Here is a 15,612-nt window from a genome sequence, read left to right as displayed (position 1 = left end):
GAAATTGTCACACTCGAAATCGAGCGCGCGGCATCCGCGGCTTGGCCATGAGGATGTATTGCCTGTTCAGAACGTCGTGGTCGTGCGCAGGCCGAATACGATCGCATCTGGAATTCGCCGAGTCTGCGTTGGATTGTTGGGATTGAGCCTTCCGCCACCTGGATGCATCACATATTCGATGATGCGCTCCATGGCTTCGGCGACGTTTTCGACGATCTGCTCGAACAGCACGGCTGCACTCTGAACCCGCTGACCGCCTTCGATCGCACGTCGCGTCACGTCGACCGCATGCGGTGCCTGATGACGTCCGCTGATGAGCAGACGCTCGGTCATCGCAAAGCGCAGCAATCCCGCCTCTTCGGTGGATCCGCCGATATCGCGCGCCAGGTCGGCGATCACGCCGTGCACGCATGCGTCGGATCCGTGCAACTGTTGATAGGTCTCCTTCGACAGCAGCAGCGCCCGGACAGCCGGCGACGGCTCAGCATTGGCCAGCCAGTGCAACGCCCGCGCATCGGCCAGATTGAAATGCAGCCAATACCACCCTTCATGGTCGAGATGCAGCGGGACGTCGTGGCCCAGCGCCTGGGGTGCGCCATCCGCCGTGAAGCGGAAGGCCCACACCAGTCCTTCGAGAGGCGGCACGGTCACAGCAGCGAGGGCCGCTCTGTCAGCGCACATCTTCAGAATATCCGGCTGAAGATCACGTAGAGCGATCCCGAGAGCAGGATCGCGGCGGGCAGCGTCAGCACCCAAGCCATCAACATGTTGCGCACGGTCGACATCTGAAGCCCGGAGCCGTTGGCCGCCATCGTGCCGGCCACGCCGGACGACAGCACGTGCGTGGTGGAGACCGGCAGACCGAACACGTCGGCAGCGCCGATCGTGGCAGCGGCGACCAGCTCGGCCGAGGCACCCTGCGCATAGGTCAGATGCGACTTACCGATCTTCTCGCCGACCGTGATCACGATGCGCTTCCAGCCGATCATGGTGCCGAGCCCCAGCGCGATCGCGACCGCGATCTTGACCCAGGTCGGGATGAACTTGGTGACGCTGTCGAGCGAGGCCTTGTACGCGTTGAGGGTCCCGATCTCGTCTTTGTTGAGATCGTTCTCCTTGTCCTTCATCAGGAAGCGGATCGCCTCGGAGGTCAGGTACATGTCGTTGCGGGTATTACCGACGGCGTCAGCAGGCACCTTGTTCAACGAGCCATAGGTCTGCACCTGGTCGCCGACATCCTTAACCAGCACGGCGAGCGAGGGATAGGTACCCTCATTGATCTTGCGCTGGGAGACGTAGAGCGTCACCGCGGGACGCGGATCACCGATCACGTTGTAACCGGCGCCTTCGCCGCGACCACCTTGGAGGCGGCCTGCGAGGTCTCCTGGAATTTGGCGATCTACGACTCCGGCAGCGTGCGGTTCAGCGCATAGGCTGTCGGAACCGTGCCGATCAGGATCAGCATGATCAGGCCCATGCCCTTCTGACCGTCGTTTGAACCGTGAGCAAAGCTGACGCCCGTGCACGTCAGGATCAGCAGGCCGCGGATCCACAATGGCGGCGCCTTCGGGCCCTCCGGGGCGGCGTAGAGCGCCGGGTTATGAACGAGGAATTTGAGCAGATAGAGAAGCGCCGCGGCGCAGATGAAGCCGACCAGCGGCGACAGCAGCAGCGCATAACCGATTTCGATCGCCTTGCTCCAGTCCACCCCGGAGGTGCCGTCGCGGCCGCGCAGCAGCGCATTCGCGATGCCGACGCCGATGATCGATCCGATCAGCGTATGCGAGGACGAGGCCGGCAGGCCAAAATACCAGGTACCGAGATTCCACAGGATGGCTGCGATCAGCAACGCGAACACCATAGCGAAGCCGGCGCTCGACCCGACCTGGAGGATCAGCTCGACCGGCAGCAGCGAGACGATGCCGAACGCCACCGCGCCGATCGAGAGCAGCACGCCGAGGAAGTTGAAGAAGCCGGACCACGTCACGGCAAACTCGGCCGGCAGCGAATGAGTATAGATCACAGCGTCCACCGCCTTGGCAGTGTCATGGAAGCCATTGACGAATTCGAAGCCGAGCGCAATCAGCAGCGCGACGAACAGCAGCATATAAGGAAGGTATGTAGTCACCTTGACGCCCGTGGCGTCGACGTCGAGATAGATGCTGTAGGCCACGAACAGCAGTCCCGCGGCAAGAATGCCGAGGAAGAAAATCAGGGTCAGTGGGTTGAAGCCCTTGTCCAGGTTCGGCCGTCCGGCCGGCTCGATCGGCCGTTCGTCTCCGACGGCTTGGTTGAGGGTGATATCGGCCATGTCGCTCGCCTTTTACTTGAGAGCCCGATAGTGAAGCGCGGATTTAAAGCGCAGATGACACCCGGTCGCACCGGCGCAACACAGCCTCTTTTGAGCTGACGGGTAACCTCGCTGGAGAGTGAGTCGCGAAGCATCGGATCTAGGACCCGCTGATTAAGAATCAGCAGTCAAGAATGATCTGGCTTGCTTGGGCCTTCCCGGGCACCGCACCAGTTTCGCACCAGAAACAACGAGGACAAAACACAACGAACGCGATCCATCCGGCATGAAAACGCAGCAAGATCAACGGAGCCGATTGATCTTCTGCCGCTCATAACGGTCTGGTTGCAGGTTCGAGTCCTGCCGGGCCCACCAATGAGCTCAAGAGTTTACGGCTCACGCGCCAAGTGTTTTTCGAGGTGAACCACCGTTTCGACCACCGAAACGTTCTGCTTGCGATCCCTCGAGGTAATCGCGGCCGCGGCCTCGCGCATGCAGTCCGGGATGATGATGGCCGAAGGTGTCGAGCAGCACCTTGACCGACATTCCGAGAAGGCCTGAGACCTGCCCCGGATAGCGTGCCGCTGCATGAGCCACGTCGCCGCCGTGTGGCGCAGCGTGTGCGGCGAGATCTTCCCCTCCTTCGGCAACAGCCCTGACAGCCGCACGCGTCTGTATGGCACGGTTGGCTTCACGTGCGGCGAGGACGCAGAGCCGGTCGTTAAGCTGGTTGGCCCGCACGGCAGCTGTACCACGCTGCCGGGCTGGACGCGCACTTCAGGCTCTATCCGGACGTGCGCCACGAAATGGGAATGACGCCGGCAATGTGGAACGATGTCTTGGACATGTTTCGAGGCGCACCTGGTGCCGATTGACGCGTTGAGCCCGCCGCATACGCCGCAAGGCCTACGACGCACATGTGGACGCGGCGCACCTAGCCCAAGACCGCCTCGCATGTCCCCGCACCTTGACCTGCGATCCACTGAACGATCAGCGTATCGACTACTGCACACGGTTGCCTCAAGAAGCTGGTCCAGCGGGACTCTTATTGCCGGCAACAGGAACGCCGTGCAGCGGCGCGTAGTTGGCTGCGAAATCCGAGCAGAGCTTGTTCTGGTACTCGATAGGTAACGACGCAAGCACCGATGCGGCCGCCACCGCCCTTGCATCGTCCTTTGATTTCACGGTGATGTAGGCGATCATTCGGTGAAGTGTCAGAAAAATCGAGAAAAAGTTTCGTGTGTTGACGTAGAAGCAATGATTGCTTTCGAGCTTTGTGCCCGGCCGGTCCTGCCAATGCCGCTGCACGATTGCGGTCCCCGCATCGAAATCGGTAACGGCAAAATTGCCGTAGCCGAGCCGAGTAAATAGCGGACGATTGCTGAGAAACTTGGCAAGGTCGAGCTCCTGTCCACGCACGGCCCCGATCAGCAGCATCTGATCCGCTACAGGAATGTTCTCACGGATCTGAAATCCTTTCGACAGTTCAAGCGCGCAGACTACGTAGCGCGGAAGGCGGGTCGTTTCCATCGCCTTTCCCTGTGCGGCCGGCGTGCACAGATCCTGCCTAACGAGTTGAGAGAGATGAGCAAGCGCGCCTGATACCCCGACCGCCTTCCCCTTCAAGAGCAAAGGCGCCGGGTCTTTCTCACGCAACGCGATTCCAATATCCAGCAGGCCGTCAAAGTCATCGTCTGCAGGCAGGTCGATCTCGAGCATGGAAGACCAGCCGAACGGCCACAGCCAGATGGTTGACCGCACTCTCCCCGCCTTGTGCCACACGGCCTCGTTAAGCGTTAAGTCGAGATTCTTGGGCCTGCAGCGTAGAGGCCACACGAGATCGCAGGCATCTCCAAACGAGGTTATGGTCCCCGGGATATTGCTAGCGACCGCCTGATAGCGCGGCCAGAAGTGATTCCGACGCAGGTCGAATTCATCATTCAGTGGAAGAAGGACAAGGTTCGCGAGCTCAATCTTGGCCCCCTGGCTGCGCATCTCGCGATAATCACGAGAGGACCAAAGGAAGTGAACCCGTGGATCAAAATCGGCCGCAACGAACGGCTGCGACCAGAGGTGGACGTCAAAAACACAATAGACAGCGCGCGCCATTATCGATTTCCTCACAAGATCGATTTCCTCACAAGCGCAGCATCCCCGGCATCTCGCTTCGCCGGTCATCCGCAACCATTGTCTTCTCGCGCCTTGCGCGCTATTCTCATCGAGCTGTACAGCTGGGCGACTGCCCAAATATGTCGCCAGTGCTTACCGACCAGGCGAGCAAGGCGGCAGCGATCTCCTGGGACCGGCCGCAAGGCCGGTCCCGGCCGGCTCTTCAGGTTAAGGTGAGCGGTTTCATTTGTGCAAGATCCTCGCGCCCGGCCGGCAACCGCGCTGCCTTTTCGTCAAAGTACATCCAGAGAAATTCGGTCGGCTCAAGATTGCCGGCTCTTGATTCCTTGATCGGGTCGAACATGGTCGGTTCGACTCCCCATCGGGCTGCTGCATCAATGGGTTTGATGAACTCGTCTTTATCGAACCATTCTTTCATTTCCGATCGGCACTTCGCATCAGGCGCCTTGAGCTGAAACCAGCCGAGCAAAATCCTGCCGCCATTGCTTGCAGGCACGACAAGCGAGCCGAAATATTGCTTGCCATCCGCGATCATCATAACCGGATCGAGCTTGCCCCCGGCCGCACGCACGGCTTTCTGAATGATCGGGCCGACCCTGTCGGTTTCCTGGACAATGCGCGCGTTGCGCTCCCGGGCGCCGATCATCGAAATACCTTGCAAGACGGCAGCCAAGATTCCGCCAAGCACAATTGCAGCGCCACACAGCGCGAGAAACGCGATCGCGCTCACAGTCGATCCGATCCCCGCAAAATGCAGCTGCAAGGAAGGAATGAGGTACGCCGTCCCAAGGAACAAAAGAGTCGAGATAAAGATGCTGAGTGTAACGGACTCGGTCGCGCCCAGTTCAACTCTTGACTCCTTGGGGGCGAATAGCCGCAAAATCATCAAGAAGAACGTGCCGGGAATGACGTACGACGCGAGGCGGAGCGAAACACCGCCCACGCTCTCAGTCCCGAAAAGACCGATGCTCATCTTCTTTTCCGCAACAGATGCGCCGGCGATCGTCTTGTTGTCCTTCACGTTCTGGAGCGAATAACTGACACTGAACGCCAGGTTCTCGTCCCGCTCTGCGATGCTGGAATCGGCTTTGAGGCACATTCTGCTGCGCACCAAAGTCGAACCGGGCTCAACGGTGCCGAGACCGATGGTGTCTTTCACGTCGCATGTGCCGTCTGGCCCGAGGCTTCCGATCTTCAAAGAAGGAGGACCAAACAAGCTAAGACCCGCGTCCATGATCCTGGCTTCGGTCGCATTCTCGATCCATATGCTGAAGCCCATCGTCTGGCCGGCGAGGATTTCATTGCGCGCGAGAATAACCGTCAACGCCGGCTTGCCGGGAGCATCGGCCCAGGTGAGGCCGGGAAGCAAGCAGGCCACCAGTTGAAGAACGATGGTCCAAAAAGCCCCATTGAGCCGAGGAAATGGAATAGAGCGCACGTCCCGCTCCCAATGAATTTCGCAGCGCAAGCTGCGCGGCGCGTTACCGCAGCAAAGCTGTTTCTACTAAAGCTTGCAACAGCGTAGGCTTGCTCGGGAGGCAATGCAAGGCCGCGCGGCATCCGACCGGCGAGTTGCTCCCAGGCCTAGGCTTGATCAGGATCAAGCGTCCAAAACGGCGTCACTTCTATCTTGATCTGATGAAAGCCGTCCTTCTGAGGAGCGATTGATGCCTCACAAGCAGGTGCTGTTTCATTCCGCGGCCCGTGAAAAGATCCTGCGCGGAGCCTCGCTGCTTGCGGACGCCGTGCGCGTGACGCTCGGCCCCAAATCAAAATCAGTGTTGATCCAGAAGAGCTGGGGCACCCCGATCGTATGCAACGACGGCGTCACGATCGCCAAGGAATTTGACCTCAAGGATCCGGAGGAGAATCTCGGAGCGCAGGTGCTGCGTCAGGCCGCGGAGAAGACCGGCGATCTCGTTGGCGACGGAACAAGCACCTCGACGATCCTGGCACATGCGATTCTTGCCGACGGCGTCAGGAACGTGGTCGCCGGCGCCAGTGCCATCGATCTGAAACGGGGCCTCGACCGCGCTGCCCACGCGACGATAGCGGCCCTCCATGCCATGGCGCGCCCCGTCAAGACAAAGGCGGAAAGAGCTCAGGTCGCCACCATCTCGGCTCACAATGATCCATCGATTGGCGCGCTGGTCGCCGATGCGCTCGAGAAAGTCGGCAGCGATGGAGTGATCTCGGTGGAGGAGTCCAAGACCACCGAAACGTCGCTCGACGTGGTGGAAGGGATGAAATTCGACCGCGGCTTCCTGTCGCCCTACTTCGTGACCGATGCCGATCGCATGGAAGCGGTTCTTGAAGAGCCATTCATCCTGTTGTGCGACCACAAGATCAGCGCCCTGCGCGACCTCATTCCGCTGCTCGAACAGATCGCAAAGTCGGCACAACCGCTCCTGATCATCGCCGAAGACATTGAAGGCGAGGCGTTGGCCACGCTCATCGTCAATCAGCTTCGCGGCGTGCTCAAAGGCTGCGCCGTCAAGGCGCCCGGTTTTGGTGAGCGACGCAAGGCGATGTTGCAGGATATTGCAATCCTCACCGGCGCCCAGGTCATCTCCGACGATCTTGGTTCGAAGCTTGAAAACGCCACTTTGCAGCAGTTGGGACATGTCGCCCGTGTGGTTGCCGACAAGGAAAACACCACGCTGATCGGCAGCAAGGGCGAACGCAGCCAGATCGATGCGCGGCTGCAACAACTCCGCCGCGAGATCGAGAAAACGACCAGCGAGTACGACAAGGAGAAGCTTGAGGAGCGGCTCGCCAAGCTGTCGGGCGGGGTTGCCGTTATCCGTGTCGGAGCGCCGACTGAAGCTGAGATGAAATCACGAAAAGAGGCGCTTGACGACGCCATCAGTTCGACGAAGGCGGCCGTTGCAGAAGGTATCGTGCCGGGCGGCGGGCTTGCCTTGCTTCGATGCATCGAAGCCGTCGGCAAGGACGAAGCACTCTGCGAAGGCGACGAAAAGACCGGTGTACAGATCTTGAAGCGCGCGCTCGAGGCCCCCGCTCGCCAGATCGCGGAGAACTCGGCAACGGATGGCGGCGTGGTCGTGGCGCGCATGCTGAGTGGCGTCGGCAGTTTCGGGTTTGACGCCGCGCGCAAGCAATATGTCGATCTCGTCGAGGCCGGCATTGTCGATCCCGCGAAGGTCGTTCGGACAGCCCTCGAGAACGCGGTGTCGGTTGCCGGCATCCTCCTGCTCACCGAGGCGACGATGACCGAAATCGCGGAGCCAAAGCGCGAACGGTTAGCGGAACCCGAAATTCCGGTGTGACGCTAGACCACGAAACGGGGCCGTGCCCCCTCCCCCGAGCGGAGCACAACTTTGCGGCGGACCGGTTAGTGACGGCCGGCCATTGACTGTTGATTCAAGTCAACATGCCGCTTCATCCGACGGAGAGTATGGATTGGGTCCCGGAGGGAGGTCGTCGTGATCGATATCAACGACATTCTCGTGTATATTCCGACCGAGCAGCCACCGCAGCCTGTCGTTGATGCCGCCGTCTCGTTGGCTGCCCGGTTCGACGCCCATCTCGATGCGATTGCAGTCGGATACATCCCGCCCGGTAGCGCGTATGTGGTCGATGGAGGCGCGGGCGCAGCAGTCGCCGCTTCAGAGATCTTCGAAATGGAGCGGCAACGCGCCGCCCAACGCAGCGCGGCTGCACTCGCCATTTTCGAGACGGAAGCCCGGAATGCGAACATCTCTCACGCAAGCCGCTCGGTCGAGGACCTGCCCGGTGAAGCCGCGTCCGCGCTCGGCGCTGCGGCCAGGCTCTATGGACTGACGGTGGTCCTGCAGACGGACGCAACACAGGACAGCTACGACACTCGAACTGCGACGGAGATCCTGCTCCAGGCGGGCGGACCCGTCCTGTTCGTGCCGCATATCTTCCGCGGCCCCTTCAGGGCCAACCGTATCGGCATCTGCTGGGATGGAAGCCGCCTTGCCGCCCGCGCTTTAAAGGACGCAAGACCGTTTCTTTCTCAAGCAGAAGCGCTGGTCACGATTTCGATCAATGAGGCGCAGGTTGCTCCCACCGAGGCCTCAGCGCGGAAATTGACTGAACACATGGCTCGCGCCGGACTTACGACAACGCTGCTCGAGCTGACGGCAGAGCATTCCGAAATTCAGCCGTCCATCCTGTCCCTGGCCGCCGACGAAAGTCTCGACATGCTGGTGATGGGGGCATATGGGCATTCCCGCCTGCGGGAAGGCATTTTCGGCGGCGTCACCCATGAAATGCTGAGGACGATGACGATCCCGACCCTGCTGTCGCATTGAATCGAGGCCGGCATCCGTGCTCGCCGGATCATGGCAACGGACGTGATTGCGGTGACGCCGTCGATCCGGGATGCCGCTATTGTGGCCAATCTAGGAGAACGCATCATGAGCGTAACAGGCGTCACCGCGCTGGATCACACCATTCAGGAGACCAATCTCTGGCTCAAGGCGATCGAGGAGAAGCTGGAGCTCGGTAGTCGTCAACAGGCCTACAACGCGCTCCGGGCTGTTCTGCATGCGTTGCGCGATCGCGTATCTCCGGAGGTGGCGATCAAGCTTGGCGCCCAGCTGCCTGCGCGGGATCTACTACGAGAACTGGCACGCGGCGAGAACGCCGACCAAGGAGCGACATGCCAGCGACTTCGCGGATCACGTCGCCATGGAGCTGCCCCAGCAGTTTCCCATCGCGCCGCTGACCGTCATTCGCGGGGTGTTCGAGATCGCGTGGGAGAAGCTCGATCCCGGTGAATTTGAGAAACTGATGCACCATCTGCCGGTGCAGCTCCGCGAATTGAAATCCTAATCCGGTCATCTGGCCCCGCCCGGCACGTCCGCCGCGCACTCAGCGACGGGACGCCTTCGTACCGGCCCAATCGCGTGTCGCCAGACCAGCGGCGATGCCGTCAGACCGTCGAATGGACCGCGCAGCCGGCCAAGTGAGCTTCCCAAGTGAGCTTCGATGTGCAGGGATCAGCGCTTTCCTGAGCAGCGAGCATTCATTTCCTGACTGCAAGAATGTAGAGGTAGCTCATGATCGCGTAGACGTCCTCGTCGGAAAATTCGATTTGCGGCATGTCCCTGTGCTTCGACACCATGCCTTCCGACAGCTCCGCCTGCAACTCGCGCCGATTGAACCGGGCGTAGATATCGCGCATCGGCGGAGCATTCTCGAGCGGGCTTTCGCCAACCGATTTGATGGCATGACAGCGCCCGCATCTTTCCTGCAGGATGGTCCTGCCTCGTTGCGCGGCCTTGCTGAGGTTCGCGGCGTCCACGTTTGTCGGCCAACACGAGAGCAGTCCGACGAAGAGGCCCAGAGCCCGAAACTTGAAACGCCCCGACATGCGTCTGGCTCTCCGCGGCAATATAACAGCCCCGCCCGTTGCTCGAGTGCAAGCGAACTTAATAGCAGACCCGCACGTAATGCACATGCCCCCTGTGCCGGACAGCTCGGACATAGCAGTCGCCGTATCCGTACGGTCCCCAGAACGGTCCTGGCCCCCAATACGGTGCCGGTGGGTAGTAATAGACTGGCCCCGGATAGCCGTAATAGGGATACGGCCCCCAATAGCCGCCGCCGAGGGCCGCGCCGAACAGCGCGCCGGCAGCCAGGCCGCCGACGATTCCCGCGGCAATGCGCCCGTTGCGAGCGTCGGCACCCGTGGGTGCAAGCAGCGCGAGGGTCAGGACGGCCGCGGTCGCAACCGTGCCAATCTTCTTCCCGAAGCTCATTTCACCCCTCCTTTGCTGTCATCTAAGATGAGCGCAACTTCGCGTGCGCCACGTTGCGAAGGATCAAGCAATCCGGCTAGCGCTTCAGCATTTTCTTCGTCCGCGACAAGGGTTGAGTGTTGATGACGTCTGCGGCTTCGAGCCAGCCTCGGCGCGCCTGATCGACGCCGAAACGCATGTTGGCGAATCCAGCGGTCGAATGTGCGTCCGTCGAGATCGCCAGCTTGACGCCCGCGGACTTGGCGGCATGAACATGGATATCGTTGAGATCGAGCCGGTCCGGGTCGGCGTTGAGCTCGAGATGACAGCCGCGCTCGCCCGCCGCCGCAATGACGGCTTCCATGTCGATCTCGTAAGGCTCGCGGTCCCCGATCAACCGTCCGGTCGGATGGCCGATAATCGAGACATGGCGATTGTCCATCGCCCGGATGATGCGCTCGGTCTGCATCTTGCGCGAGAGCTCGAACTTGTAGTGAACGGAAGCAACGACCAGATCGAGCCGCGACAGGATCTTGTCGGGCAGATCAAGCCGTCCGTCCGCCAGAATATCGACTTCGGCGCCTTTCAGCACCGTAAAGCCATCCAGCCGGTCGTTCAAACGATCGATCTCGTCGATCTGACGCGACAGACGTCCGGCATCGAGACCATGGGCGACAGTGACGTGTTGGCTATGGTCGGTCAGAGCCATATAGGCATAGCCTCTTGCCTTGGCGGCAGTCGCCATCTCGGCGATCGCGGCGGTGCCGTCGGTCCATTTGGAATGGACGTGCAGGTCGCCTCGAATATCGGACAGCGTAATCAGTTTCGGGAGCTTCTTTGCCTTTGCGAGCGCGATCTCGCCGCGATCCTCGCGCATCTCGGGCGGAATCAGGGGCAGCCCGAGCTTGCCATAGATCTCCTCCTCGGTTGCTCCGGCGATGCGCCGTTTGCCGGCGAACAGACCATATTCGTTCAGCTTCCAGCCGTGGTCGGTAGCGAGTCCGCGCAAGGAGATGTTGTGCGCCTTGGATCCGGTGAAATACATCAGCGCGGCGCCGTAGCTGGCCTCAGGAACAACGCGCAGGTCGACGTGCAGCCCGGAGCGCAGCACCACCGCCGTCCGCTTATCGCCATGAGCGAGCACACTGGCGACATTGTCGTATCGAGAGAGTCTCCCGCCGGCGGCGTGGCCGTCACGTGCCACCATCAAGATATCAAGATCACCGACGGTATCGCGCCTGCGACGGTAGCTTCCGGCGACGATCACCTTTCCATCGGTCGCGTCTGGCCTCAGATAGCTGAGGAGTGCTTCCGCTTCGGCTTCGGCCTCGGATAGTCTGAAGCGCCTCTCGGCTCGAGGCTTGGCCAACGCCGCGGTGAGCTTTTCCTCGCTCTTGGCACCGAAGCCCCGAAGCTCTCTCAGCCGACCCGACCTCACCGCGCGCCTGAGGTCCGCGAGTGACCGCACGCCCAGCTTGTCGTAGAGCAGTTTGACGCGTTTCGGACCCAAGCCCGGGAGTGCCGCGATCTCTCCGAGATCGCCGGGCAGTTCACGCTTGAGCTTGTCCAGCACATCGAAATGATGGGTTGCGACGATCGTTTCGATCTTTCCTGCCAGATCCTTGCCGATACCTGGCAGCTCGGAAAGATCCTCACCCGCCTTCAAGAGGTTGGTGATGCTCTTGGGCAGACGTTCAATCACCCGCGCAGCATTGCGATAGGCCCGCGAACGAAACGGATTGTCGCCTTTGATCTCGAGAAGTTCGGCGGTCTGGTCGAACATCTCTGCAATTTCGGCATTCTGTACCGGCATCGATGCACCTCCGTCGCTTGACAAGCTAGAGAGGGATCGAGCCGCTTCCCTTGATGCAGATCAGAATTCAGGGACGCGAGCCTATCCGGTCGGCGACAGCTGCCAGCTGTTCAAGATGGCTTGAAATCTGCACCGGATAGGGCGCGACCGCTTTGGAGGTTCTCAGGTCCGGAGGCAGTAGATCGAGCTGCCGGCGCGCGTGAGCCCGGATGTCGTGAAGTGAAGGTTGAGAGGCGATAGGGCGTCCGCCGAGCATCACCGCCTGGATCAGCGTTTCCCCCTCTTGTTGGTCCTCCTCGGTCGAAAGAATGTCTGCGAGCATGCGGCCATCCCTGTCATACCGGCGCCAAACCTGCTTGCGGCCGGGCCAGGTGGCCTTTCCCGTCGAGCGCTTGCGACGGGGCAAGCCCGCATACTCCTGCAGCTTATAGGCACAGTCGAGTGCTGGCGCATCGGACGACGTGACGAGGCCCGTGCCGATGCCGATACCGTCGATCGGCGCCGCATCCCGAGCGAAGGCAATCAGGGTACCCTCCTCTATCCCGCCACTGACGAAGATGTCGGTGTCCTTGAGTCCGCCGGAATCCAGAATGCAGCGCACCTTCTTGGCGAGCGCAGACAGATCCCCGCTGTCAAGCCGCACGGCGCTGACCGCAATTCCAAGCTCCTTCAATCGGGGCGCCAGCATGACGACCTTCCTCGCGGCCGCCTCGGTGTCATAAGTGTCGATCAGCAGGACGAGATTCTCTGGCCTGGCGCGCGCAAACGCCTCGAATGCTGTAGCTTCGTCATCAAAGGATTGAACAAACGAATGCGCCATGGTGCCATAGGTCGGAATGCCGAATGACTTCTCGGCCAGGAGGGTTGCCGTACCGGAGAACCCAGCGACATAGCTCGCGCGGGCGGCCAGCAGCCCTGCCTCGGCACCATGGGAGCGACGCAAGCCAAAATCGACCAGGAGCTTGTCTGGCGCGAGTAAGACCATGCGCGCGGCCTTGGAGGCAATCAGCGTCTGAAAATGCAGGATGTTGATCAGGCGCGTCTCGACAAGCTGCGCCTCCGGTAAAGGAGCCGTAACCCTAAGGATCGGTTCGTTGCCAAAGAACACGGTGCCTTCCGGCATCGCGTGAACCTCGCCGGTGAAGCGGAAATTGGCGAGATAGTCGATCAACGACTTGCTGAACTTTTCCGTTCGCTCAAGCCAGCCGAGTTCGTCTTGCGAGAACCGTATGTTTTGCAGGAAGTCGAGCGCCTGCTCCAGTCCGGCCGCCATCAGGAAGCTGCGCTGAGGCGGCAGCTTGCGCACAAAGAACTCAAATACGGCTGTATCAGTCTGGCCCGATTCAAGATACGCTTCGATCATGGTCATCTGATACAGATCGGTTAGCAGCGCGCTCGGTAACGGGTCCATCGATGTCCTCGGCGCTCACATGACGTCAGCCATCCTGTCGATGTCTGCGCATCCCTATTTGACGCCGGTCAAGAGGCGGAAGCAAGTTGCCTCTATCCTCTTTGGTGGAAACGCCGCGGCGTCGCGAGCAAGGCGCGGCAGTGAGCGTCCGAGGCAAGAGCCATGCCCTATCGCACAAACATCGATCTTCCCCCTGCTGTTCGCGCTCACCTCCCATCGCACGCGCAGGACATCTATCGGGAAGCATTCAACCACGCCTTTGCCTCCCATGCGGAAGACGAACGGCAGGAAGAGATTGCTCACCGCACAGCCTGGGCAGCGGTGAAGCGATCCTACGTGAAGGTCGGCGACCGCTGGGAGCCGCTGCCCCACGACCATTAGGCGCCGGCTCGTCAGGAGGCGTGCATGGATCTGCTTGATGGAAACTGCCTCAAAGTGGCAATCACCTCGTCGTCGCTGACCTGATGAAAGTCGCGATAGAAATAGCCGATCGCGCCAAACTCCTGAGGCTCATGCAGACAGACGACGGCATCGACTTCCGCATGCAATTTCCTGATGGCGTCCGGCGGCGCGACCGGGACCGCAAGCACGAGCTCTTTCGGTTCCTGCTTCCGAACAGCCTTGATGGCGGCAAGCGTGGTTGCGCCTGTCGCAACGCCGTCATCGACGATGATCGCAACCTGCCCCTTGACTTCGGCGCGAGCCCGATCGCCCAGATAGCGCTTGCGGCGCCGTTCGATCTCAGCACGTTCCTCCCTGCAGACGACCTCAAATTCTTCGGAGGTGACGCCGGATAGCTCGATCACGTCCTGGTTACGTATGGTGGTCATGCCCTCACCATCCGCGATGGCGCCCATTGCGAGCTCCGGCTGCCCCGGCAGCCCGATCTTGCGGACCAGCAGCAGATCGAGTGGCGCATTGAGGGCTGCTGCGACTTCCGCCGCAACCGGCACGCCGCCGCGTGGCAGCGCAAGAACGACCGGGTGCCGCCCCTTGTATTTGAGCAGCGCCTCGGCGAGTTGCCGGCCGGCATCGGTTCGGTTCTGGAACAGCATGGCAGACCTCATGCGGAAGAGGGGCAGGATATGAGCCGGACAACCACTGCTATTGATCCGTATCAAGCTGCCGGCTGCCTCGATTGGCGATAGGCATCATATGCCCGGATGGCAGAATGAACCCTGGGGCGAGGACGCTGAGAATGGCAGCGCGACCGCTCTTGCTCGCAAGGTGGCGTTTCTCAGCCGGCCGGACAGTTATGTCCCGGTGCCCGACGCTGTGATCACGCGGGAGACCCACATGTCCTGGGTCTTCATGGTTGACGAGCGCGTCTACAAGCTCAAGAAGCCGGTTCATTTTCCATATCTCGATTTCTCCAGCCTTGAGCGCCGCGCAGAGGCCTGCCGCGCTGAGGTTTCGCTGAACCGAAGGCTGGCGCCCGACGTCTATCACGGCCTGGTGCCGCTGACGGCTGCGCCGGGTGGTTACGCCATCGGAGGAGGCGGACACATCGTTGATTGGCTCGTCGTCATGCGCCGGCTCGACGAAGGCCAAACACTCGAAGTCGGGCTTCGCGATCGCAAGGTCTCCCAGGCCCAGATCGATGGTTTGGCAAGTCGCTTGAGCCGCTTCTATTCGCATGCGCGCCGGATCATGATCAATCCGGAGAGCTACATGGTGACCCTGCAAAAGGCAGTTCTGGCGGATCGGCGAGGTTTGCTCGAGTCGGCCTTCGACCTGCCCCGCGGCACCATCGAGCGCATCGCCAACCTGCAATGCCGTTTCCTGCGGCAGCGGACCGATCTACTGGCGCAGCGGGTGCATCACCGGCTCGTCCTCGACGGCCATGGCGATCTGCGGCCGGAACATATCTGGTTGAGCCCTCCCTTCCCCATCATCGACTGCCTGGAGTTCAATGCCCGCTTGCGGACGTCGGATGCACTGGACGAAATTGCCTTCCTGCACTTGGAATGCGCTCGACTGGGAGGACCGTGGGTCGGTGAGAGGCTTCGGCGATATCTGGCCGTCCAGCTCAATGATGACCCGGCCAGCGGACTGTTCTTGTTCTATCGGATTGGCCGCGCCATGCTGCGCGCCAGGCTATCCATCGCTCATCTCGCCGACGCCCATCCACGGACGCCGGAAAAATGGCCGCGGCTGGCGCGCACCTATCTCAAACTTGCCAAGGCGGACGCAGCGCAGCTTGAGCGGCAGCTCACGGCGTGAGCCAGAATTTGAA

The 15,612-nt window shown here is 61.0% G+C and carries 13 protein-coding genes and 2 pseudogenes; 5 read left to right on the top strand and 10 right to left on the bottom strand.

Annotation, left to right across the window (positions count from 1 at the left end; all coding sequences use genetic code 11):
- Window positions 1-66: 66 nt before the first annotated feature.
- From ACQR03_RS10245 to ACQR03_RS10225, 5 genes and pseudogenes are all read right to left on the bottom strand, one after another.
- Window positions 67-756, bottom strand: coding sequence for a CorA family divalent cation transporter (locus tag ACQR03_RS10245; protein WP_315718475.1), 690 nt, complete (start codon window positions 754-756; stop codon window positions 67-69).
- Window positions 684-2,311, bottom strand: a pseudogene (locus ACQR03_RS10240) (inorganic phosphate transporter). The gene ACQR03_RS10245 and the pseudogene ACQR03_RS10240 overlap by 73 nt, the downstream one beginning before the upstream one ends.
- A gap of 375 nt (window positions 2,312-2,686) precedes the next feature.
- Window positions 2,687-3,031, bottom strand: coding sequence for a hypothetical protein (locus ACQR03_RS10235; RefSeq protein ID WP_315750188.1), 345 nt, complete (start codon window positions 3,029-3,031; stop codon window positions 2,687-2,689).
- Between the two features lie 279 nt (window positions 3,032-3,310).
- Window positions 3,311-4,399, bottom strand: a complete 1,089-nt coding sequence (locus ACQR03_RS10230) for a hypothetical protein (RefSeq protein WP_434841324.1) — start codon at window positions 4,397-4,399, stop codon at window positions 3,311-3,313.
- A gap of 223 nt (window positions 4,400-4,622) precedes the next feature.
- Window positions 4,623-5,858 carry a hypothetical protein gene (locus ACQR03_RS10225; RefSeq protein WP_434841325.1) on the bottom strand — a complete coding sequence of 412 codons (1,236 nt, stop codon included), beginning with the start codon at window positions 5,856-5,858 and terminating at the stop codon, window positions 4,623-4,625.
- A 229-nt stretch (window positions 5,859-6,087) separates the two neighbouring features.
- Between ACQR03_RS10225 and groL the strand changes: the two genes are divergently transcribed.
- The 3 genes and pseudogenes from groL to ACQR03_RS10210 all read left to right on the top strand — a co-directional run bounded on the left by groL (window position 6,088) and on the right by ACQR03_RS10210 (window position 9,244).
- A complete protein-coding gene (gene groL / locus ACQR03_RS10220; protein WP_434841326.1) occupies window positions 6,088-7,710 on the top strand; it encodes a chaperonin GroEL in 1,623 nt (540 codons plus the stop codon).
- Between the two features lie 156 nt (window positions 7,711-7,866).
- Entirely contained in the window at window positions 7,867-8,721 is an 855-nt protein-coding gene (locus ACQR03_RS10215; RefSeq protein ID WP_315827739.1) for a universal stress protein, read from the top strand.
- Window positions 8,722-8,751: 30 nt separating this feature from the next.
- Window positions 8,752-9,244: pseudogene (locus ACQR03_RS10210) on the top strand (DUF2267 domain-containing protein).
- 193 nt (window positions 9,245-9,437) lie between these two features.
- Here ACQR03_RS10210 and ACQR03_RS10205 read toward each other — a convergent pair.
- From ACQR03_RS10205 to ACQR03_RS10190, 4 genes are all read right to left on the bottom strand, one after another.
- Complete coding sequence (locus ACQR03_RS10205; RefSeq protein WP_315718648.1) at window positions 9,438-9,785, bottom strand: c-type cytochrome; 348 nt, start codon at window positions 9,783-9,785, stop codon at window positions 9,438-9,440.
- Between the two features lie 58 nt (window positions 9,786-9,843).
- Window positions 9,844-10,173 carry a hypothetical protein gene (locus tag ACQR03_RS10200; RefSeq protein WP_315827737.1) on the bottom strand — a complete coding sequence of 110 codons (330 nt, stop codon included), beginning with the start codon at window positions 10,171-10,173 and terminating at the stop codon, window positions 9,844-9,846.
- 76 nt (window positions 10,174-10,249) lie between these two features.
- Window positions 10,250-11,965, bottom strand: coding sequence for a DNA polymerase/3'-5' exonuclease PolX (polX, locus tag ACQR03_RS10195; protein WP_316191935.1), 1,716 nt, complete (start codon window positions 11,963-11,965; stop codon window positions 10,250-10,252).
- Between the two features lie 67 nt (window positions 11,966-12,032).
- Window positions 12,033-13,376 (bottom strand): nicotinate phosphoribosyltransferase, encoded by a 1,344-nt coding sequence (locus ACQR03_RS10190; RefSeq protein ID WP_315827735.1) that lies wholly within the window; start codon window positions 13,374-13,376, stop codon window positions 12,033-12,035.
- Window positions 13,377-13,538: 162 nt separating this feature from the next.
- Here ACQR03_RS10190 and ACQR03_RS10185 point away from each other — a divergent pair, with 162 nt between their 5' ends.
- Window positions 13,539-13,757 (top strand): ChaB family protein, encoded by a 219-nt coding sequence (locus tag ACQR03_RS10185; RefSeq protein ID WP_315714354.1) that lies wholly within the window; start codon window positions 13,539-13,541, stop codon window positions 13,755-13,757.
- An 11-nt stretch (window positions 13,758-13,768) separates the two neighbouring features.
- Here the strand turns inward: ACQR03_RS10185 and ACQR03_RS10180 are convergent, their stop codons facing one another.
- Complete coding sequence (locus tag ACQR03_RS10180) at window positions 13,769-14,431, bottom strand: phosphoribosyltransferase (protein ID WP_315714353.1); 663 nt, start codon at window positions 14,429-14,431, stop codon at window positions 13,769-13,771.
- 52 nt (window positions 14,432-14,483) lie between these two features.
- Between ACQR03_RS10180 and ACQR03_RS10175 the strand changes: the two genes are divergently transcribed.
- Window positions 14,484-15,599, top strand: a complete 1,116-nt coding sequence (locus tag ACQR03_RS10175) for a hypothetical protein (protein ID WP_315827734.1) — start codon at window positions 14,484-14,486, stop codon at window positions 15,597-15,599.
- Window positions 15,600-15,612: the final 13 nt, after the last annotated feature.

The organism is Bradyrhizobium sp. HKCCYLS3070 (assembly GCF_051167575.1).
Classification (GTDB): Bacteria; Pseudomonadota; Alphaproteobacteria; order Rhizobiales; family Xanthobacteraceae; genus Bradyrhizobium.
This window is presented reverse-complemented; position numbering and strand designations above follow the sequence as displayed.

What these genes read in the sequence shown, in the direction of transcription:
- ACQR03_RS10180 (WP_315714353.1), bottom strand. Translation starts at nt 14,431, where the DNA reads ATGCTGTTCCAGAACCGAACCGATGCCGGCCGGCAACTCGCCGAGGCG.
- ACQR03_RS10205 (WP_315718648.1), bottom strand. Translation starts at nt 9,785, where the DNA reads ATGTCGGGGCGTTTCAAGTTTCGGGCTCTGGGCCTCTTCGTCGGACTG.
- groL (WP_434841326.1), top strand. Translation starts at nt 6,088, where the DNA reads ATGCCTCACAAGCAGGTGCTGTTTCATTCCGCGGCCCGTGAAAAGATC.
- ACQR03_RS10185 (WP_315714354.1), top strand. Translation starts at nt 13,539, where the DNA reads ATGCCCTATCGCACAAACATCGATCTTCCCCCTGCTGTTCGCGCTCAC.
- ACQR03_RS10190 (WP_315827735.1), bottom strand. Translation starts at nt 13,376, where the DNA reads ATGGACCCGTTACCGAGCGCGCTGCTAACCGATCTGTATCAGATGACC.
- polX (WP_316191935.1), bottom strand. Translation starts at nt 11,965, where the DNA reads ATGCCGGTACAGAATGCCGAAATTGCAGAGATGTTCGACCAGACCGCC.
- ACQR03_RS10200 (WP_315827737.1), bottom strand. Translation starts at nt 10,173, where the DNA reads ATGAGCTTCGGGAAGAAGATTGGCACGGTTGCGACCGCGGCCGTCCTG.
- ACQR03_RS10230 (WP_434841324.1), bottom strand. Translation starts at nt 4,399, where the DNA reads ATGGCGCGCGCTGTCTATTGTGTTTTTGACGTCCACCTCTGGTCGCAG.